At 28.3% G+C, this 21,346-nt stretch carries 17 protein-coding genes; 1 reads left to right on the top strand and 16 read right to left on the bottom strand.

Translation table 11 applies throughout. The features are described from left to right. Positions 1 to 46: 46 nt before the first annotated feature. From rseP to J2Z76_RS16065, 11 genes are all read right to left on the bottom strand, one after another. Positions 47 to 1,291 carry an RIP metalloprotease RseP gene (gene rseP / locus J2Z76_RS16115; RefSeq protein WP_209513088.1) on the bottom strand — a complete coding sequence of 415 codons (1,245 nt, stop codon included), beginning with the start codon at positions 1,289 to 1,291 and terminating at the stop codon, positions 47 to 49. A 16-nt stretch (positions 1,292 to 1,307) separates the two neighbouring features. Next, on the bottom strand, positions 1,308 to 2,075 hold the full coding sequence (locus J2Z76_RS16110) for a phosphatidate cytidylyltransferase (protein WP_209513087.1): 768 nt from the start codon (positions 2,073 to 2,075) through the stop codon (positions 1,308 to 1,310). A gap of 14 nt (positions 2,076 to 2,089) precedes the next feature. Continuing rightward, complete coding sequence (locus tag J2Z76_RS16105) at positions 2,090 to 2,815, bottom strand: undecaprenyl pyrophosphate synthase (protein ID WP_209513086.1); 726 nt, start codon at positions 2,813 to 2,815, stop codon at positions 2,090 to 2,092. A 72-nt stretch (positions 2,816 to 2,887) separates the two neighbouring features. Then, positions 2,888 to 3,076, bottom strand: coding sequence for a hypothetical protein (locus J2Z76_RS16100; protein WP_209513085.1), 189 nt, complete (start codon positions 3,074 to 3,076; stop codon positions 2,888 to 2,890). A gap of 4 nt (positions 3,077 to 3,080) precedes the next feature. Next, positions 3,081 to 3,638, bottom strand: coding sequence for a ribosome recycling factor (gene frr, locus J2Z76_RS16095; protein WP_209513084.1), 558 nt, complete (start codon positions 3,636 to 3,638; stop codon positions 3,081 to 3,083). 3 nt (positions 3,639 to 3,641) lie between these two features. Next, positions 3,642 to 4,358 carry a UMP kinase gene (pyrH, locus tag J2Z76_RS16090; RefSeq protein WP_209513083.1) on the bottom strand — a complete coding sequence of 239 codons (717 nt, stop codon included), beginning with the start codon at positions 4,356 to 4,358 and terminating at the stop codon, positions 3,642 to 3,644. Positions 4,359 to 4,419: 61 nt separating this feature from the next. Further along, the gene (gene tsf / locus J2Z76_RS16085) at positions 4,420 to 5,337 is read right to left on the bottom strand and encodes a translation elongation factor Ts (protein ID WP_209513082.1); all 918 of its coding nucleotides are present in this window, start codon (positions 5,335 to 5,337) and stop codon (positions 4,420 to 4,422) included. Between the two features lie 158 nt (positions 5,338 to 5,495). Next, positions 5,496 to 6,245 (bottom strand): 30S ribosomal protein S2, encoded by a 750-nt coding sequence (gene rpsB, locus J2Z76_RS16080; protein ID WP_209513081.1) that lies wholly within the window; start codon positions 6,243 to 6,245, stop codon positions 5,496 to 5,498. A gap of 207 nt (positions 6,246 to 6,452) precedes the next feature. Beyond that, positions 6,453 to 8,651 (bottom strand): type I DNA topoisomerase, encoded by a 2,199-nt coding sequence (gene topA / locus J2Z76_RS16075; RefSeq protein WP_209513080.1) that lies wholly within the window; start codon positions 8,649 to 8,651, stop codon positions 6,453 to 6,455. Between the two features lie 112 nt (positions 8,652 to 8,763). Continuing rightward, positions 8,764 to 9,873, bottom strand: a complete 1,110-nt coding sequence (gene dprA, locus J2Z76_RS16070) for a DNA-processing protein DprA (RefSeq protein WP_209513079.1) — start codon at positions 9,871 to 9,873, stop codon at positions 8,764 to 8,766. Between the two features lie 2 nt (positions 9,874 to 9,875). After that, the gene (locus J2Z76_RS16065) at positions 9,876 to 11,402 is read right to left on the bottom strand and encodes a YifB family Mg chelatase-like AAA ATPase (RefSeq protein ID WP_209513078.1); all 1,527 of its coding nucleotides are present in this window, start codon (positions 11,400 to 11,402) and stop codon (positions 9,876 to 9,878) included. 212 nt (positions 11,403 to 11,614) lie between these two features. On the opposite strand from J2Z76_RS16065, the gene J2Z76_RS16060 reads away from it, so the two are divergent. Next, positions 11,615 to 11,836, top strand: a complete 222-nt coding sequence (locus J2Z76_RS16060; protein ID WP_209513077.1) for a hypothetical protein — start codon at positions 11,615 to 11,617, stop codon at positions 11,834 to 11,836. A gap of 102 nt (positions 11,837 to 11,938) precedes the next feature. Here J2Z76_RS16060 and J2Z76_RS16055 read toward each other — a convergent pair whose 3' ends face one another. From J2Z76_RS16055 to J2Z76_RS16035, 5 genes are all read right to left on the bottom strand, one after another. Further along, a complete protein-coding gene (locus J2Z76_RS16055) occupies positions 11,939 to 13,165 on the bottom strand; it encodes a diguanylate cyclase (RefSeq protein WP_209513076.1) in 1,227 nt (408 codons plus the stop codon). A 288-nt stretch (positions 13,166 to 13,453) separates the two neighbouring features. Continuing rightward, complete coding sequence (locus J2Z76_RS16050) at positions 13,454 to 14,845, bottom strand: alanine/glycine:cation symporter family protein (protein ID WP_209513075.1); 1,392 nt, start codon at positions 14,843 to 14,845, stop codon at positions 13,454 to 13,456. A 299-nt stretch (positions 14,846 to 15,144) separates the two neighbouring features. Next, on the bottom strand, positions 15,145 to 16,044 hold the full coding sequence (gene amrB, locus J2Z76_RS16045) for an AmmeMemoRadiSam system protein B (RefSeq protein WP_209513074.1): 900 nt from the start codon (positions 16,042 to 16,044) through the stop codon (positions 15,145 to 15,147). A gap of 34 nt (positions 16,045 to 16,078) precedes the next feature. After that, on the bottom strand, positions 16,079 to 20,959 hold the full coding sequence (locus tag J2Z76_RS16040; protein ID WP_209513073.1) for an Ig-like domain-containing alpha-2-macroglobulin family protein: 4,881 nt from the start codon (positions 20,957 to 20,959) through the stop codon (positions 16,079 to 16,081). 125 nt (positions 20,960 to 21,084) lie between these two features. Next, entirely contained in the window at positions 21,085 to 21,255 is a 171-nt protein-coding gene (locus tag J2Z76_RS16035) for a CPC_1213 family protein (RefSeq protein ID WP_280922431.1), read from the bottom strand. Positions 21,256 to 21,346 lie beyond the last annotated feature (91 nt).

The following is a 21,346-nucleotide window of genomic DNA, read 5'->3' as shown; positions in this document are numbered from 1 at the left end:
ATGTTTCTAATATTATATTCAAAATGTATTGTTTAAATTTACTTTTTTATATCCTAAACAATCTAAGTATATCCTTGTAAGTTATAAAAATCATAAGAGTTATCAATACAACAAATCCAACAAAATGTACAAATCCTTCTTTTTCAATCGGTATAGCCTTTCCTCGTATTGCTTCAATTATTAGAAAAACTAACTTGCTTCCGTCTAATGCAGGTATAGGCAACAAGTTCATAAAACCTAAGTTTATACTGATAAATGCTGCTAAATTTAAAACTGATAATATACCACTTTTAGCTGCTTCTCCCACCATGCTAATTACCATAACAGGACCTCCTACTGCATCACTTCCAAGTTGTCCTGTAACAAGTTTAACTATTACATCAAACATAAGCCTTATATAATAAACTGTTTTATATGCTGATGAAGCTAATGCTGTTACAAATGATTTTTCAATTTGAGTATTGTATCTTACAGATATTTGGTTTTCTGGAGTTGTATTAAATTCTAATACTTTCCCATCCCTATCTACTGTAATTTTTATAACAGAATCTTTTGCTGAGTTAATTTGATTAGTTATTTCTTCCCAAGTATTTACTGGAATATTATTTATCTTTATAACTTTATCTCCATCTTTTACCCCAGCTTTATATGCGGGTGAATTCATGTCGGTTGGTGATACTGTTGTTGATGTTTTACCATTTACAATTGAGGAAGTAATTCCTACTAAATTTCTATAGTTGTTGTCAATATTAAACTGTTTTGTTTCTCCATTTCTTTCTATTTCTACTGAATAAGATTTATTTTCTGCATTTGTTATTTGATAGTAGATATCTTCCCATATGTATGCATTTTTTCCATTTATAGATACAATTTTATCACCGGATCTAATACCAGCCACATACTCGTTAGAATTCTCATCTATTACATCAATTTTATTGCCCGCTACACCAAAAGAAAGTGCTATAATAATAAATAGAACCAATGCCAAAAGAAAATTCATAATTGGACCAGCTGCTATTACTTGAAATCTCTGCCAAACAGTTTTATTGCTAAAACTTGTTTTTGATTTTATATCTTCTTCTTCACCTTCCATTTTGCAAAATCCACCTATTGGAATTGCTCTAATAGAATATAAAACACCATCTTTTTCTTTTTTATACAATATAGGACCCATACCTATAGCAAATTCTTCTACTCTAATCCCTACATTTCTTGCAACTTTATAATGTCCATATTCATGAACTAAAACGATAACTGAAAATACAAGAATTGCTGTTATAAAAGTCAACAATATATTACCTCCCAATTTATATGAAATAACTTATAAAATAATAAACAACAGGTGCAACAAAAAGAACACTATCAAACCTGTCTAATATACCTCCATGTCCTGGCAAAAAATGTCCAAAGTCTTTTAATGCAAATTCCCTTTTTATTTTAGAAGCAGATAAATCTCCAACCATGGAAAAAATTGAAGCACATATACTAAATATTATAATATAAATATATTTATTTATGCTTAAATAATTGAAATATAAAATAGAAATAATGGTACATCCTATTATTCCCCCTATAGCTCCTTCAATTGTTTTATTTGGGCTTACTTGTGGATATAGTTTTGTTCTACCGAACATTTTACCAGTGAAATAAGCAAATGTGTCTGAGCCAAATGCTATTATGTAAACAAGCCATACGTATTTTGATCCATTCATTAATATCATATGATACATAAAAAAAACTACATATGAGCCTATAAAAATTATTTCTGACATTTTTTTAATATCTATACTCTTATTAAATACAAACATCATAAAGTTTATAGCAATAAATATAAATATTATAAATTTAAAATAATAAAGATTGTTCGTAATTTTTATATAAAATAATGAGGCAGCAAAAAAATAGTTTAATAAGCCACCATAATCGAAGCCACTTTTAAAGAATAATCTTGAAATCTCAAATATTGCAATACAGGTAATACCAAAATATACAAAATCATATATGCTTCCACCTAAATATGTAACATAAGCTATAAATGCCCCGCCTACGACACCTGTAACTACTCTTTTTCTCATATACGAACACCTTCCTAGTTTTTTCCATACCTTCTTTTTCTTATTTGATAACTGTCAATTGCTTTTAAGAATTCTTCTTTATTGAATTCTGGCCACATAACATCAGTAAAATAAAACTCTGTATAAGCGAGCTGATACAAGAGAAAATTACTCAGCCTTATTTCACCGCTTGTTCTAATGAGTAAATCAGGATCTGGTATATCATTAGTATATAAATACTTTTTAAAACTTTCTTCATCTATTTCATCTATGTTAATTCTATTATTTTCATATTCAGTAATTACTTTTTTTACCGCATCTGTTATTTCAGTTCTTGAACCATAACTTAATGCAATGTTCAATGTAAGTTTCGTATTGTTTTTTGTTAGTTCTATAGAACGTTTAACTTCATTTTTTGTTTCTTCAGGTAAATCTTCTATATTTCCCAAAAGTCTAACCTTAACATTATTTTCATTTAAATAATTTAATTCTTTTTTTATAAATTCTACTAAAAGGCTCATTAGATAATCTACTTCTTTTTTTTCTCTTCCCCAATTTTCAGTTGAAAATGCATAAATTGACAAATATTTAATACCCATATCTACGCATGTTTTTGTTAAATCCTTAACCCGTAATGCGCCTTCTCTATGTCCATAGGTAGCAGGCATAAAACGTTTCTTTGCCCATCTTCTATTGCCATCCATTATAACCGCCACATGTTCTGGCAGATTGCTCTGAGTTTCTATGTTTTCTAAATTCATATCTACGCCTCTCTAATTGTAATACACATATACTAAACAGGCTTATGAACTAATCACAAGCCTGTAAGCAGACTAATAGTATGATACACCCAAATTTATATAATTACCCTCTTTAGAACACCTAATTACATAGGGATTTTTCAGGTTATTAAACTTATTATTTGTACCTACAAACTTCTTTATATTAACTATGTTATTTTCATTATTATCTTTTATTATGTTCAATGCATCTTGGAGAGGATAACCAATTAAAAAATCCATTATCCTAAACCTCTAATATCTCTTTTTCTTTATCTTTAAACACTTCGTCAATCAATTTAGTATATTTATCTGTAAGCTTTTGCATTTCATCTTCAGCTTTTTTGTGATCGTCTTTTGTCAATATACTTTCTTTTTCTTGTTTCTTAAACTCATCATTTGCATCTCTTCTAATATTTCTTAAGGCTACTTTTGCGTTTTCAGTTTCTTTTTTAACTAACTTAAGTAAATCTTTTCTTCTTTCTTCAGTTAATTGAGGTATCATAAGCCTTATTAACTTTCCATCATTAGAAGGATTGATTCCTAGATCCGAAGAAAGTATTGCCTTTTCAATTTCTTTTATTAAGCTAGAGTCCCAAGGTTGAATAATAATTGCTCTTGGTTCAGGTACAGATATATTTGCAACTTGGTTTAGTGGTGTCATTGTACCATAGTAACTTACTTGAATTTTATCAACTAGCTTTGGATTAGCTTTACCTGCTCGTATGGATGCTAAATCTTCTTTTAGAAAACTAATTGATTTTTTCATTTGCTCTTCTGCTTTTGTAATTGATTCTTTGTACATCTCTTAAACCTCCTCTATTATTGTACCTATATTTTCGCCTTTAGCTATTTTTTCAATATTTTCTGGATTTTCTATACCAAAGACTAATATAGGAATTTTATTATCCATACATAATGAAGTTGCAGTTGAATCCATTATTTTTAGCCCTTTGTTCAAAATATCTATATATGTTAACTTATCGTATTTTTTGCAATCTGGATTTTTATTTGGGTCGTCACTATAAACTCCATCAACTCCATTTTTAGCAAGAAGTATTATATCTGCATTTATTTCAGCGGCCCTTAGTGCTGCTGTTGTATCTGTAGAAAAAAATGGATTTCCTGAGCCACCTGAAAAAATTACAACTCTACTTTTCTCCAAATGCCTAACCGCTTTTCTTCTAATATATGGTTCTGCTATTTGTCTCATTTCAATTGCAGTTTGAACTCTAGTTTGAACACCAATTTTCTCTAAAGCATCTTGAAAAGCTAAACCATTTATTATTGTCCCAAGCATACCCATATAATCAGATGTAGTTCTATCCATATCTATAGCACTTGCTCCGCGCCAAAAATTTCCGCCACCTATTACTAATCCTACTTCAACACCCATATCATTTACATTTTTTATAATCTGTGATATTTTCATAACGGTTTCTTCATTTATGCCATGACCACTACCACCAGCCAAAGCTTCACCACTAATTTTTAACAATATTCTTTTGTACTTACAGTCCATCATTCCTCCTGAAAGCTCTAATTTTAATGGAGAACTAATTAAAGTTCTCCATCTTAATTCTTCGTTATACAGTCATTTGTTTTGCAACTTCGTCTGCAAAATTTTCCTCTTTTTTCTCTATGCCTTCGCCAACTTCAAATCTCTTAACTCCAGCAATTTTAATTTCCTTACCAAGTTTTGATGCAGTGTTGCTAATAACTTTAGCTACAGTTAAATCTCCATCTTTTACAAATGCTTGCTCTAATAAACAAACTTCTTTTAATTCTTTGTTAAGTCTTCCTTCAACCATTTTTTCAACTATGTTTTGAGGTTTTCCTTCATTTAATGCTTGATTTACAAGTATTTCCTTTTCATGTGCTATATAATCAGCATCAACATCATCTCTAGAAATATATTTTGGATTCATAGCTGCTACTTGCATTGCAATGTCTTTTCCTAATTCTTCAAGTGCTTCTTTTTCTCCTTCTGATTCAAGGGCTACTATTACAGATATTTTTCCACCACCATGAATATAAGAAGAAACTACTCCATTTGAAACCTCTTCGACGCTAAATCTTCTTATGCCCATATTTTCGCCTATTTTTGCTATTTTTTCAGTTAGTATATCTTGAACTGTCTTTCCTAAATTTAAATATTCTACAGCTTTTAATGCTTCAATATCTGAAGGTGATTTATCAATAATTATTTTTGCTGTTTCAGCAACAAATTCTTTAAATTCTTCATTTTTAGCAACAAAATCTGTTTCTGAATTAACTTCTAAAACAACACCTTTTTTTCCATCTTCTGATATATATGCTGTTGTAAGTCCTTCAGCAGCAACTCTTCCTGATTTCTTAGCTGCTTGTGATAATCCTTTTTCTCTTAAAAAGTCAACTGCTTTTTCCATGTCTCCATCAGTTTCTTTTAATGCTTTTTTACAATCCATCATACCTGCATTTGTTTTTTCTCTAAGTTCTTTTACCATTGAAGCTGTTATTTCCATTGTTATTTCCTCCAAATTTAAAAAAGCAAGACGTAAGGAAAAAATTCCTAACCCCTTACTTTTATTTTTTATATTTTATTTTTTTATTTCGTGTTTATATTATTAATTTACATTTTTCAATATTGTATTAATATATTATTCTTTAATACTTCTATTTTCTATTCTTCAACTTTTGCTGCTTCTTCTTCAGTTTTTTCTTCAGTTGTTTCTTCTTCAGCCATTTGTACACCTTGTTTTCCTTCTAATATAGCATCTGCTATTGTAGCAGTTAATAATTTAACAGCCCTTATAGCATCATCATTACCAGGGATAACATAATCAATTTCATCAGGATCACAATTTGTATCAACTATTGCAACAACTGGAATTCCTAATATTTTTGCTTCTTGTACAGCTATTTTTTCTTTTCTTGGATCAACTACAAATAGAGCTCCAGGAACTTTTCCCATGTTCTTAATTCCACCTAAGAATTTTTCAAGTCTTTCAGTTTCATTCTTCAACTTTATTACTTCTTTCTTAGGTAAAAGAGCAAATGTTCCATCTTCTTCCATAGCTCTTAATTTATTCAACTTATCAACTCTTTTTCTGATAGTTGAATAATTAGTGAGCATTCCACCAAGCCATCTTTGACTTACAAAATGCATTCCACATCTTGCTGCTTCAATCTTTGTTGATTCTTGTGCTTGTTTTTTTGTTCCTACGAACAATACTTCTTCACCATTAGCTACAACATCTTTTATGAACCTGTAAGCTTGATCTACTTTATCGCTTGTTTTTTGCAAGTCTATAATATAGATACCATTTCTTTCTGTGAAAATGTACTCTGCCATCTTAGGGTTCCATCTTCTAGTCTGATGACCAAAATGAACTCCTGCCTCAAGCAATTTTTTCATACTAACTATTGCCATTATAATTTCCTCCTTTTGTTTTACCTCCAAATTTATCATCTCTTACAAAAGACCTTTCGGCACAACTCTTGCAAAATCTAAATCTGTGCGTAATTAAATTTAGTATAACATAGCTCATATTGTTTGGCAATAAAAATTTACCAAATTTACATCATATTTTTAACTGCTTAAAATTATGACTTTTATATTCAAAATTCTACATTTATTTTATGCCTTACTCATTTCACATTTTTTATTAGTACATGTTGCTTTATTATTTTTCATCACCATTTGGCTACCACAATTCTCACATTTTTGCTCTGTAGGTTCATACCACGAAAGGTAATTACAATCTGGATAATTGCTGCAACCAAAAAATCTTCTTCCAGCTTTTGAATATTTAATGGCAATTTTATTGCCGCACAAAGGACATTTAACGTCTATTTCCTTAAGAATCTGTTTTGTATTCTTGCACTTAGGATAATTAGAACAAGCTAAAAATTCACCATATCTTCCTTTTCGTTTAAGCATTTTAGCTCCGCATTTTTCACAATCTATATCCGTTTCTTCAACAGTTTCTTTGTCTTTCAATGGTTTTGTATTCTTACATTCCGGATAATTTGGGCAAGCTAGAAATTTACCATATCTTCCTTTTTTAACAACCATGAATTCTCCACAATTATCGCATTTAACATCGCTTACTTCGTCCTTTATCTCTATTTTTTCCATTTCCTTTTCAGCAACATCTAAATAAACTTTAAAATCTTTGTAAAAATCTATTATTACATCTCTCCACCCAATTTTTCCAGATGCAACTTCATCTAAATTATTTTCCATTTGCGCTGTGAATTTTTCATTTATTATGGTTGAAAAATATTTTTCCATCATTTCCGTAACAAGAAAGCCCATATCTGTTGGAAGTAAACTTCCTTTGTCTTTAACAACATACTCTCTATTCGATATAGTAGTAATAGTAGGTGCATAGGTACTAGGTCTTCCAATACCTAAAACCTCCATAGTTTTAATCAAAGTTGCTTCTGTGTATCTAGCAGGTGGCTGAGTGAAGTGTTGGACTGGATCTATCTTTTTTATATCAAGCTCTTCTTGCTCGACAATATCTGGCAATACTTTATCATCTGAACCATCCGAGTATTTATAAATACGTTTATATCCATCAAATTTCAATATACTTCCACTAGTTTTAAAAATATTATTATTGCTATTAAAAGTTATCGATGTAATATCAAACTCTGCATCTGCCATTTGACTAGATACAAATCTTCTCCAAATTAAGTTATAAAGCTTATATTGATCCGCTGTTAAATCATTCTTGATTTTATCAGGATCTTTTAAAACATATGTAGGCCTAATAGCTTCATGTGCATCTTGTACCTTAGTTTCAGCTTTTTTTGATTTTGTATAAGTTCGACTAGAATAATATTTTTCATCAAAATTAGATAATATGTAATCTTTAACATTACTCATTGCCTCATCAGATAATCTAAATGAATCTGTTCTGATATAGGTTACAAGACCAACACTCCCTTCACCTTTTATATTAATTCCTTCATATAGCTGTTGTGCAACCATCATCGTTTTTTTAGCTGTAAAATTTAGCTTCCTATTTGCTTCTTGCTGTAGACTACTAGTTGTAAAAGGTGGGTTTGGTTTAGTCCTCTTCTTTGTTCTATCTATTTTATATACTGAAATCTTTTCTTTATCTATACTATTAATAATTGCATTAACTTCATCTTCATTATTGATTTTAACTTTTTTAATTTTATCATTTTCTAAAAATCCATAATATTTTGCTATGATTTTTTTCCTTAATTTACTTAATTCTAAATCCAATGTCCAATATTCTTCTGATTTAAAATCATTTATTTCACGTTCTCTGTCTATAATTATTTTTAGTGCAACTGATTGTACCCTTCCTGCACTTAAACCTTTCTCTATTTTCTTCCATAATAAAGGACTTATATTATAGCCAACTAACCTATCAAGAATACGTCTAGCTTGTTGAGCATCAACTAAATCTATATTTATTTTTCTAGGATTTTTACTTGCCTTTGTAACAGCTTCTTTAGTTATCTCATTAAATTCTATTCTTAAAGTTGATTCTTCATCTAATTTAAGGATATTAGCTAAATGCCACGAAATAGCCTCACCCTCCCTATCAGGGTCAGTTGCTAAAAATACTTTATCTGCCTTTTTAGCTTCCTTTTTTAATTCCTTTATTACATCACCCTTACCTCTTATTGTTATATAATTAGGCTCAAATTTATTTTCAATATCAATTCCAAGTTTGCTTTTAGGCAAATCTCTAACATGTCCTACAGAAGCTTTAACTGTATATTTTTTCCCTAGAAATTTGCCTATTGTTTTAGCTTTAGCTGGTGATTCTACTATTACTAAGTTATTTTTCATAAATCCTCCAATACCTTTTGCATACAATTAACTTGCATTCATTTTTTAACATTGTACTATTACTCGTTTATACAGTATAATACATTTTTTTAATTGTCAATAGCAATCGAGCTCATTTATTTAAAAAATACCTTTCTCCAGAAGCTTTTCTTACTATACCTTTAAGTTCTAAAATAGTTAGCACACCTAATATTTCACCTATTTCCATATCAGTGTTATCAGACATTTCATATAGCGTTGAAATATTTAATAAAAGTAATTTTACTATTTTTAATTCATCATCATTTAAAATTAAATTATTGTTTTTTTCTTTTTTATTATTATCAATAACTTTTCTTAGTTCTGGAATTTCTTCAATTATATCAGCAACACATGTTACAATTTTAGCACCATCTTTAATTAGTAAATTAGTACCTTTACTAAACAAACTATCAATATTTCCTGGAACTGCAAATATTTCTCTTCCTTGATTAGCAGCATGACCAGCAGTTATTAATGTTCCGCTTTTTTCTTGAGCTTCAATAACAAGAACACCATCGGATAATCCACTAATTATTCTATTTCTATCCGGGAAATTCGATGGCATAGGCTGCATACCAAAAGGATACTCTGAAATTACGGCGCCATTATAATCTATTATTTTCTGATATAGTGCTTCATTTTTCTTTGGATATACTAAATCTATGCCACAACCTATTACTCCTATTGTATGAGCATTGTATTTAATAGCAGTTTTATGTGCTACAGTATCAATCCCATTCGCAAGTCCACTAATTATTGTTACTCCAAGTTCCGATAGTTCTTTTGTAAACTTTTCAGCAGCCCACATTCCATATTCTGTTGCCTTTCTAGAACCAACTATTGCAACAGATGTATTGCTTACAGATTCTAAATTTCCTTTGTAATATAATATATATGGTGCACCATCAATATTCTTAAGTTTTTTTGGATATTCATCATCAAAATAAGTAACTAAAAAAGCACTTTCTTCTTTTAACTTTATATATAATTTCTCTCCAAATCCTTTTTTTGTTTTAGAAAGGTTATATAAAATTTCTGGTTTCAATAAAGTTAATTTATTTCTTTCGCCTTCAAAATTATCCCAAATCTCATCAACTCCACCAAAGTATTCAAGGAGCTTTTCTATTTTTCTATTAGAGATTCCATTTACACTATTTAGCCATGCAAGTGTAATTTTATTAGAATTTAATTCCTTATTCATTACTACCTCCAATATTTGCGGTCTAAACTTCTATATTGAATAGCTTCTGCTAAATGTTTGGTTTCTATATTCTCACTTGCTTCTAAGTCTGCAATAGTTCTAGCAACCTTCAATATTTTATTGTAAGCCCTCGCACTTAAGCCCAAAGTTTCAAAAGCACTTTTCAAAAGCAACTCTGAATCTTTATTTATTTTGCAATATTTAGTTATATTTTTTCCACTTAGTTCCGAATTAGTCATTATTCCAATAGTATAATATCTTTCTTTCTGTATACTTCTAGCCTTAATTATACGTTTTTTTATATCCTTAGATGTTTCTTCTGTCCTTTTATCATTTAAATCATCATACTTCACAGGTGATACCTCAAGTTGTATGTCTATTCTATTTAACAATGGGCCAGAAATTTTATTTAAATATTTATCTATTTGACCTTGATTACATGAACATTCATGAGTAGGATCACCTAAATATCCACATGGACATGGATTCATAGATGCTACCATCATAAATTTAGCAGGAAATGTAAAAGATCCATTTGCTCTAGAAATAGATATGCTCCCATCCTCCATGGGTTGTCTTAAAACTTCTAAAACATTTTTTGGAAATTCAGGAATTTCATCAAGAAACAAGACACCATAATGAGCCAGCGAAACTTCGCCAGGATTTGGTTTACTTCCACCTCCAGCGATTGATATGCGTGATGATGTGTGATGAGGAGATCTAAATGGACGTTTTTTAACTAAACCTCTTCCTTTTAATTGTCCTGAAATACTGTATATCTTTGTTACCTCCATAGATTCTTCAAATGTTAAATCTGGTAAAATTGTTGGTATTCTTCTAGCTATCATGGTTTTTCCTGAGCCAGGCGAGCCAAGTAGTAGCAAGTTATGCATTCCTGCAGCAGCTATTTCTACTGCTCTTTTCATAGCAGGTTGTCCTTTAATTTCAGAAAAATCTTCAGAGTAATTATCTACATCATCAAATGAATCATAAGTCAAACTATATGAATTTATTTCTATTTCATTATTTATATAGTCTACTAAATCATTAAGATTTGAAACTGGTATAATATCTATTCCTTCTATTACACCACACTCTTCCTTATTATCAACAGGTATTATTACTCTTTTAAAATTATTATTTCTCATAGATATTACCATAGGAAGTGCACCTTCTATAGCATTTATTTTACCATCAAGTGATAGCTCTCCTATTATACATGTGTCATCTTTGATTACCTTTTCAACTATTTTGCTAGCTGCCAAAATACCTATTGCAATTGGTAAGTCAATTTGACTTCCTTCTTTTTTCAAATTAGCAGGTGCTAAGTTTACAGTTATTCGACTAACAGGAAATTTGTACCCACTATTTTTAATAGCAGATCGCACTCTTTCTTTTGACTCTCTAATAGAAATATCAGGTAATCCAACTATAGTAAACCCAGGTAACCCATTAGATAAATCTGTTTCTACATCTATTCCATATCCTTCAAGTCCATATAATACACACGTTTTTAACTTAGATAACATTACACCCTCCAATGATAAAATAATCTCAGGAAACGTTTTTATTGTATTATATATTATTTGTTTATATATTTCAATAGTTATGTGGATATTATTGGAATATTACACTATAACACTTTTAAAAAAATTCTTAATTTTATTGCTTTTTGGAATAAATAATTAAGCAGGAGGGAAATATATATATATTGCAATTACAATAAAAGGAGGCATATCATATGAGCAAAGGTAATGGCAGACGCAATAATGGTCAAGGTAATGGTCAAGACAAATTCAAAGGTACATGTAACGGTGTATCTTCAAGTAAGAATTTTGAAGATGAATTAGAAAGTTATTCAAATCAAAGCAAACCTAATTCACTTGAGAGCAAAGCAGCAAATTTCAAATATAATTACCCATCAAATAAAAGCATTAAAGAATTTAAAAATAAAATAAAATAAAAAATATCCATATATTAAAAACAAGTGACGTTTCAACTGTATTCTTAATATTAATTAAGTTTATTCAATCTTTAAATAAACAATTGAAACGTCACATTATAATCACATAACTTCTACTTTATTCCTTCCTGAATCTTTCGCTTTATAAAGGGCATTGTCTGCTCTTGACACTAAGCTTGCAACTGAAATATCATCTTTAAAAGATGCAACACCAAAACTTGATGTAATCTTACCTGCTTTTGGAAAATTATAATATTCAATTATAGTTCTTAATTTTTCAGCTAATAACACACTACCTTCTTCCGCTGTCTTAGGCAGAATTATCAAAAATTCTTCTCCACCCCACCTACCTACAACATCAGTATTTCTTATATTATTTTTTAAAATTTTCGCAAATTCTAAAAGAACAATATCTCCTACTACATGACCAAATGTATCATTGACTAATTTGAAATGATCAATATCTACCATTATTAGAGAAAATGGATCATTACTCCTACTAGATAATAAAAATTTTCTTTCCAATATTTCATCTAATTTTAGCCTATTATATATTTGTGTTAATTTATCAGTGATAGAAAGTTTCCTAATCTCTTCTTCTAATTCTTTTAACTGAGTAATATCTTTAATGACGCTTAAAATATATGTTTTTCCTTTTATGTTTATTGTTTTAGAAGATATTAGTCCTATAATACTAATATTATTTTTATTTTTGAAAACAATTTCCATATTTGTTACAAAACCAGTTCTATTTAGCTCTGCTAAAATAGAATTTCTTTTTTTTTCATCTGTATATAATTCAATAGTGTGACTATTTCCACTATATATTTCTTCTTCATTAAAACCTGAAAATTCAACAAAAGCTTTGTTGCAATTGAAAACTCTTCCTTCATCAAAACTTGTAATAATAGTAGGGTCTGGGATAGTTTGAAATATTAATTCAAAATGTTCCTTAGACTCTTTTAAATCGTCAATTAATGTTTCAAGTGTTTTTGACATGTTATTGAAAGCATCAGAAAAATCTCCAAGATACTCTAAGTCTCTTGAAAAATCTCCTTTAGCTATACATTTTGTTCTCCAAGTTAGATTTTTAAGAGAAGATTGTAATTTTTTTAATGTTACAATCAAATATCCTTTTCCTTTTATTTCATGAGAAAGATGACCTACACCTATAGAACTAACCGATTCTCTAATATTTTTTATGGTTTCATCTATCTCTAAAAGGTCATTATTATTTTTAAATTTATGAGGTATATCAGCTATTATATTAACATCAAAAATAATAGATTTAATATAACTAAGTAACTCTTTTATATCTTTATTCTCCATTTTTATGCCTCCTCATATAATTTATCTATTTATACCATTTTGCATTTAATATCTCTAAGTGCAAATTGCAATAATTAATATACTTATACCCATTCAGCGAAAACATTATCATATTTTACCTATTTTACCACTTATAATGTTAAAACTCTACTTTTTTTTGCTATATTTATATATCTTATTAATACAATACTTATTTAGTCCATCTATTTTGTTCATTAAAGTATTAATTTTTCATGCAAAAAAACACTCCATTTAAATTATAAGGAGTGTTTTGTTAAATAATAACAATTATTTTAATTTATTTTGAAACTCATAGTTGTAATGTAACCGTTCACCAGAACGCGTCTGATTATCATAGTCTTGAAGAATTGCTTTTGACTCTTTTAACAATAAGAAAATTCCTATTAAGTTTGGAATAACCATAATTCCATTAAACATATCTGCTAAATTCCATACAAAGTCAACTTTTTGGTATGAACCTAATATAATGAATAGTAATACAACTATTTGATAAACTCTAATAGAATTTTTATTTTTAAATAAAAATCTAATATTGTTTTCTCCAAAATAATACCAGCCTATTACTGTTGTAAAGGCAAAAAAGGTTAAACATACTGCTAAAAACTTTTCTCCTAAAGGACCGAAAGCAATATTAAAAGCTTCTTGAGTAATTCCAACTCCTACAAAACCTGAGTTATGAGCCCCTGTTACTAATATTGCAAGTGCAGTTGCACTACATACTAATACTGTATCAATAAAAACTGCAACCATTGCAGAAAGTCCTTGCTCTGCTGGATGTGAAACATCTGCAACTGCATGTGAGTTTGGTGTAGAACCCATACCAGCTTCATTCGAGAACAATCCTCTAGCAATTCCGAACCTTACCGCTTGTCTAATAGTAATTCCAGCTGCTCCACCCAAAACAGATTGCGGATTAAATGCAGCTACAACAATATTTCCTATTGTCGGAATAATATGTGATCTAAATACTACAAGAATAGTAATTGCACCTATAATATAAACAGCTGCCATAACAGGAACTACCATCTCAGCAAATGACGCTATTCTTTTTATACCACCAATAAAAATTAACCCTGCAAATATCGCTATGATAACACCAATAGCTAGTTGTGGAATATTAAACGCTCTACTAACAGCATCTGCTATTGAATTTGATTGCACCATATTTCCAATGAACCCTAAAGCAATAATAAGTGCTACTGCAAAAAATGATGCTAACTTCTTATATCCTAGTCCGTTTTTAATATAATAAGCAGGTCCTCCAACTAATTGTCCATCTCTTGTCTCGCGATATTTTTGCGCTAGTGTTGCTTCAACAAATATAGTTGACATACCAAAAAATGCAGATACCCACATCCAGAATATTGCACCAGGACCCCCTACTCCAATTGCTGTTGCCACACCAGCTACATTACCTGTACCAATTTGTGCAGCAATTGATGTTGCCAAAGCTTGAAATGATGACATAGATCCTTCTTTATTCTCTTCTTTTTTAAAGACACCACCAAAAACTCTTTTTAATGCTTTTCCAAATCGACTAATTTGCGGAAACCCTAGACTAAAAGAAAAATAAATACCTATTCCTACAAGTCCAAAAATTAATACATAACTCCATAAAATATCATTTACTAAATTTACGATTTTTTCTAATAATACCATATTATGCGACCTCTTTCTGTAGTTTGATAATATTATAACAATTACATTAATTCATGTCAACTTAAAAAATGTTGAATTTGTAATATTAAAAAGAAAACGTTAGACATGTAATTTAAAAAGGAAAAATCATTTTTTTCTATTTTATATAATTTAAACTATCTATACATTATTTAATATACAAGCTCAGATGCATCTAATTTTTATTTATAACGTTATATATATTAATAGTTTTTGTTAATATTTTAACATTTCCAAAAACAGATTAATGTTAACATAACCAGGTTTACTATTTATATACTTTAATAAAACAAATATGTTATATAACTTGTTGTTTCTTCTAATTTCTTTTTAATTATAAGCTCTGAGTTACTATGATTTAACACTGTTGAATTCTTCGAACCTATTTTATCCATTATTTTAAGTATAGTTACAATACTTATAGGCGAATCTAAATTGTCATTTTTAAAATTCATGATTTTGTCCACTTTCTTGTATTTTATTGCATCCATGCTTTCTAAGTCCATCTTGTTTGCTGTATCTAAATCTAGGTAATGGGAAAAATCAACTGAAGCAATAAATAAAGTTTCACCTATATTTATATTTTGATATAATTCCTTTACTAATTTATCTATATCATCTATTTTTGTCTGTTTAGTTAATACTAAAGTAATAACCTTAACATCTCCTAGGTAATATTTTATAAATGGTATTATTCCTGAGGTTGAATGCTCTTTTGTAAGTTTATCATCATTTTCTGTTATAATATTGTTTTCTATTAAATAATTTATAATTGCTTTGTCAGTTTCTAAAATACCCATTGGTGTTTGCCAGTCACTTAATGTTGTAAATATTTTACCTTTGTCTATACTTTCATGGTCAGGTCCAATTAAAACTACCGTTTTATATTTATTTTTACATACATTTTGAAATACTTCATGAACTAAATCTTTTGCAAGTAAATGATGAGGTACTATACAGCCATGTATAGTACCTATATCTTTTTTCAATTCATATTTTTTTATATTTATAAAATCAGTAGTGTTGTAATATAAGCATTCTATGTTTTTATTTCCATTGAATAAATAAGAATCTGACTCATCAATAGTATTAGTATCTTTGTTATTATTAAAGATACTAATAATAAATAAAGACAAGATTAACACCAAAGCAACTGTGATTATTTTTGTATATTTGTTCATTATTTTTCACCTACTATTACAAATCAAATTTAATCTAATTTACAGTTAATGTTGATTGGTTTATATAGTTTAATTTATTTTCTAAATACTCTTTTATAACTATATAATCTACTGTATACTCGCCCATTTGTGTTGCTTGAATATAAAACACCATAGGTTGAGGAGCAAAATTTTCTCTATCATAGTGTAAATTGATGCGGAGTTTTTGTCCGTTCACCTCTGTATTTGATTTTGTCCAAGATGTATATGGTTCACTGTTATCAACAATATCCATATATCTAAATCCTGATGGGATAACATAAGTTACCTCATATTCACCCCTTTCTACTATAGGACTGAAACTTGGCGTTATAGTTACCTTAACAACATCTGATTGATTATAGTTTGTATTTTTAGTTGAAGTGCCTTTTAACGCATATGACACATCAATTGAAAAATTATCAGTTCTATTTTTATCTAAATCATCTTTATTTCCTAAAGCTTCAACTTTGCATGCTATATCACCTTTTATATTACTAAATTTAATATCTTGAATTTTATCCTTTGTTACAGCAAAACTTTCTCTATTAAATAATTTTAATTTATATATTTGTTTTTTACCATCTATCGAAACAGTTATTTCACCAAATAAATCTTTTATTTCCTCAAGTTTGATTATATTACGATTCATTATATAAATTAATTGTTCAAAATTACTTAATGTATATTTAGATGGATTGTTATATATATATTTAAATAATTTATCGCTATTATTATAATCTTGTAACTTAACTCCCAATATGGACAATAGTGATGTCAACTCATAGCTATCTAAATCATTCGTTTTAGTATCTAAATACAAGTAATCACCTGATTTAGCCAGTTTTGTATCAATTAATTCTTTATAATACTTTTTAGCAGTTTTGTTATCTCCTAATTCTGTCAATGCAAGTGATAAATAAATTTTATCCCTTATTTCTAAATTATCATTTTCTAATAAACTATAGATATTAAGTAATATTGGTTCTTTAAATTTACTTAAACCCCACAACGCTGCTGCAATATTTGTATTATACTCATCATTACTATCTAATACATTTCTAAAATATATTTTAGCTTTTGCATGGATATAATCATTATCTATTGTATTAACTAATTTAGCAGTTAACTCCACATCTGCACTTGAATATGGCAATAGATGATAACCTCCATTTTCATATTCATATTTATCTATTTCTTGAAGTAATTCTTCTTCATTAAAATATAAATTTGTACGGAAGTAATCATTGATATATTTAGTAGCAATTAACGAACATACTGTTTGGTCAATTCTTTTACCATAGTTTGAAGATACACTACTTAAACTGTTATAAAAATCAGAGTTGCTTTCATTAAATAATGTAATAACAGGATTTGAATAAACATTTTCTAACACAGTGCTATCTGAAAGTTTATAATAATCAGTATTATTAAAATATATAGTAGAATCAACTACTTTAAATTCTTCTTTAATACCATCTTTTTTATCGTCACTTTCAGCATATACATATATTTCATATTGAGCTTCTTTTAACTTATCTAAAAATACATTTGTATATTCTCCTACTTCTCCTGTTTTGGTATATTCTAATTCTTTACCTGTTTCTTTGTTTTTTACAACTACTTTATAATTAACTGGGTCTATTTCTTTTGCTTCTGTACCAAATACCCTTAGAGAAGCAAAAATTTTATCTTCTTTTAAATATTCTTTCCCCATGATTAAATCTACATAAAATGGTAAACTAACATCTATATTTTTAGTTCCACACCCAGCATACAACTTATCAGATACCGCTTGATAAGTTATTCTCCATGAAGTTAAATTATCTGCAAGCTTAAATTTCATTGTAGCTTTTCCATTTTTATCTGTTGTTATTGTTTTAAATATATTTGTATCTTTAAATTCATCTCTGAAGGTTTCACCATTACCTCCACCGCCGCCCATTTCTGCACCGCCATTTTCATCTAAGCTTAAATCTATATTTGAAAAATAAGAAAATCTTAATCCACTATCCCACGTAGTTTGGTATAGGTCCCTAAGCGTGTCTACATGTTTTTCAAACACTGCAAAATATGCTTCATCAACAACACTTATATTAACATCAGCTATGCAAGGTTTGTTATTTTCATCTTTTGCTTTGATATTTAATACCACTTCTTCCCCAGGACTATATTCTTCTTTATTTGTTGTTACATCAAAATATATTTGTCTTTCTGTTCTATCATAAGATATATAGCTATTAATAGGATATATATATCCATTTTTTATATAAAACCCGTTAATCATGGCATTTGGCAAGTAATTTTCTTTAAAAGTAATTTGTATTTTTGTTTCATCAAATAATTTATAATCAACTAAACCATTTCTCATGAGCATTAAAACCAATTTATCCTGGTCTACATCCAAAACATCTTCATCATTGTAGGTTAATTGTAAATTTATGTTATCGCCTAATCTATAACCATTATCTTTGTTATCCTTGTTTTCTATTTCATAATATAACCTTTCATGATAATATCTTCTATCGCCTACATATTTTTCTTCTAAAATTCCACCATTTCCATCATTATAGTAAGCAGATACAATATAATTTCTATCAGGATTAAAATTAGAAATTTCTATATTTGTTTTTCCATTAACAGTATTAACCATTTCACTATATACTATATTTTCTACTAATATATAATCATACTCTATAACATTAACCTTATTTATGAAATCATAATGCTCACCTATTTTTACTTTATTATTGTAGCTTTCTTTAATTTTTACATTAATAGTATCATTTAATGGATTTCCCCTTAAGTCTTTATAATCAACACCATAACTATTATCATTATACTTAGTATTATCTAATTCATGAAACAAAATATCTACAGATTGTGGTTCATCTTCATTTTTTTGTTCTATTTCAATCATTTTGTGTTTAGGGAAAACTTCGAATTCATTATTTGTTCTAACAGTTTTGTCTTCTGCTTTACTGTTATAACTACTTACATTAACAGTAACAGGTCTCCACCCACTGCTTTTCAAATTCGTATTAACATTTACTAAAGATTCTCCATCTTCATCTAACTTAATGGTTTCATCCATACTGTTATACTCTACATTGTCTCCATGACCATATTTATATGTTGAAATTCTAACTTCTAAATTTGGAACAGGATAACCATCGAAGAATTTACTGTTTATTTTGTAATTTATTTCTTCTCCACTATAAACAAATTCTTTATTTAATTCTCCACTTAAGGTATATAAAGGTTTTGTATACTCACTAATTTCTATGTATTTAGACGAAATTTCCACTTCATTATCATACACTCTTATTACACAACCGTATGAAGTTATATTGTTTAAGTTAAACTCTGTCTGATATGTTCCTATGTCTGTTAAATCAACTAATTTATTTTCTAATACTAAACCAGTATTTTGCTCAACGAGTTCTACCCTTAATTTATTAATTGAATTATTATCCCTATACCTTGCAAATCCCCATACATTAATCGTATCCGTTGGCAAATAAACAGGTCTATCAGTATCAATATATCTTAAATATTTATATGATTCATTTAAATTCTCATAATAGTAATTATTAAAATAATAACTTTCTGCATATATAAAATCATTGTATTCCTCTGCTTTAATTCTCATACTGATTGTTGCATTTTTATAAATAGAGGTATCTTTTTCTTTTAACAGTATTCCATTTTTATCTGTAGTACCTATAGTTTCATCATTTATAATAACTTCGGCACCTTTGATTGCCTGACTATCCTTACCATCTGATGTAAATATCAATATTTGATTATCAAAAAAAGCATTGTAAACTAACATATCATTTACTTGTAAGAAATGATAATATTTTTTGCTATATCCATCTATATAAAATTCTAGCAGATAATATCCTTTAGTTAATTCCTCCGGCAATTGAAATAATGATTTTTTAGGATATGAATCTTCTATTAAATACGGCTTTTGCTTTATTGAATTAAACTTAACTAAATCTGCTTCATTATTAGGGTCATCTATGGTTTTGCTTGTTTCTGCGTAATATTTAATGCTTTTTTCAAATGCATCTGCACTTTTATATTGGTATATATCAATATTAAACTCTTTAATTTCACTTTCATGACTTGCGTATGCTTCAATTATCTTTTTATTTTCTTCGTAAATATTTGTTAATGGACTATTAAAATAAATCTGCAAATAATTTTCTGTGTTAGTATTAAAAGAAAAAGTGTAATCTTCTTCTAATTTGTCTTCACTATCTTTTAACCCAAATCCTTTTTTTATATTAACTGTATATTTTGTATTTTTTTCTAATAATTCTGGAACAAAAACTACTGCATTATTTTTTTGTATAAACTTGCCTTCTACCTTAGGTTTAATTTCAAAATAATCGTCTATCTTATCTACATTATCCAATGAAAAATACATCTCTATTCCCGAATTAGCAGGAACGTTGGAACTATTATCACTTGGTAGTGTACTAGTTACTTCAAATTTTTTCTTTGTTTGAAATGCCCATGAATAATTATAATCTTCGTCATTTAATTTTACTTGATAAACCTTATCATTATCTAAAAATGATAAAGGAATTATATTATATACAGTTGATGATACTTCTTCTAATTTATATTCTTGTTCGGGAATAATTTTTAAATTATTCTTTATGTAGTTTTTACTTATTTTTTCTTTTGAAGTTAACTGAAAAATATTATCTTTATCAATTCCTTGTTTATCAGATTTAAGGGCTAAAAGCTCATATTTATCCTCATTTATCGAAACGTTTTTCTCTGTATTAGGTTTTAAACTATTTTGATTAGCTATTTGACTGGAACATGCTGTTAAAACTAAACACATACATATTATTAGTGATAATATTCTATTATACATATTACCCTCCCAAAAGAAAATTTTTATTAGATTTTGCCTTTATTTTACCATTTTTTACTCTTTAAATCTAGTGAAAAATTAATAAAAATAGAAGGTGATTTTCATTATCCTTCTATTTTTATCTGCTATTTAAGTTTATTTAAATTACTATCTACATTATTTTGCAAATTACCTTCTTTTTTTCCAAATACAGCTCTTGCACTTTCAGCTTGAGGATTATGATTAATATGTTTTGAATGGAATTTACCATCTTCTTTTTTCTTATTTTTTCTACTTTTCATTTTATTATCTGTCATAATTTTTACCATTCCTTTCGCTTCGCTCAAGGCACAAACAAGTTATGAAAAAATGGTTGCGCCCCTCCTCTATTTGTATTAAAATCTTCTT

The sequence above is a fragment of the Sedimentibacter acidaminivorans genome (genome assembly GCF_017873955.1).
Taxonomy (GTDB): Bacteria; Bacillota; Clostridia; order Tissierellales; family Sedimentibacteraceae; genus Sedimentibacter; species Sedimentibacter acidaminivorans.
Note: the sequence above shows the minus strand (reverse complement) of the source record. Positions and strands in the feature narration are given on the sequence as shown.

What these genes read in the sequence shown, in the direction of transcription:
- J2Z76_RS16100 (WP_209513085.1), bottom strand. Translation starts at nt 3,076, where the DNA reads ATGGATTTTTTAATTGGTTATCCTCTCCAAGATGCATTGAACATAATA.
- frr (WP_209513084.1), bottom strand. Translation starts at nt 3,638, where the DNA reads ATGTACAAAGAATCAATTACAAAAGCAGAAGAGCAAATGAAAAAATCA.
- J2Z76_RS16105 (WP_209513086.1), bottom strand. Translation starts at nt 2,815, where the DNA reads ATGAATTTAGAAAACATAGAAACTCAGAGCAATCTGCCAGAACATGTG.
- rpsB (WP_209513081.1), bottom strand. Translation starts at nt 6,245, where the DNA reads ATGGCAATAGTTAGTATGAAAAAATTGCTTGAGGCAGGAGTTCATTTT.
- amrB (WP_209513074.1), bottom strand. Translation starts at nt 16,044, where the DNA reads ATGAACAAATATACAAAAATAATCACAGTTGCTTTGGTGTTAATCTTG.
- J2Z76_RS16040 (WP_209513073.1), bottom strand. Translation starts at nt 20,959, where the DNA reads ATGTATAATAGAATATTATCACTAATAATATGTATGTGTTTAGTTTTA.
- J2Z76_RS16055 (WP_209513076.1), bottom strand. Translation starts at nt 13,165, where the DNA reads ATGGAGAATAAAGATATAAAAGAGTTACTTAGTTATATTAAATCTATT.
- J2Z76_RS16050 (WP_209513075.1), bottom strand. Translation starts at nt 14,845, where the DNA reads ATGGTATTATTAGAAAAAATCGTAAATTTAGTAAATGATATTTTATGG.
- topA (WP_209513080.1), bottom strand. Translation starts at nt 8,651, where the DNA reads ATGAAAAATAACTTAGTAATAGTAGAATCACCAGCTAAAGCTAAAACA.
- J2Z76_RS16035 (WP_280922431.1), bottom strand. Translation starts at nt 21,255, where the DNA reads ATGACAGATAATAAAATGAAAAGTAGAAAAAATAAGAAAAAAGAAGAT.
- pyrH (WP_209513083.1), bottom strand. Translation starts at nt 4,358, where the DNA reads ATGATGGACTGTAAGTACAAAAGAATATTGTTAAAAATTAGTGGTGAA.
- tsf (WP_209513082.1), bottom strand. Translation starts at nt 5,337, where the DNA reads ATGGAAATAACAGCTTCAATGGTAAAAGAACTTAGAGAAAAAACAAAT.
- dprA (WP_209513079.1), bottom strand. Translation starts at nt 9,873, where the DNA reads ATGAATAAGGAATTAAATTCTAATAAAATTACACTTGCATGGCTAAAT.
- J2Z76_RS16110 (WP_209513087.1), bottom strand. Translation starts at nt 2,075, where the DNA reads ATGAGAAAAAGAGTAGTTACAGGTGTCGTAGGCGGGGCATTTATAGCT.
- J2Z76_RS16060 (WP_209513077.1), top strand. Translation starts at nt 11,615, where the DNA reads ATGAGCAAAGGTAATGGCAGACGCAATAATGGTCAAGGTAATGGTCAA.
- J2Z76_RS16065 (WP_209513078.1), bottom strand. Translation starts at nt 11,402, where the DNA reads ATGTTATCTAAGTTAAAAACGTGTGTATTATATGGACTTGAAGGATAT.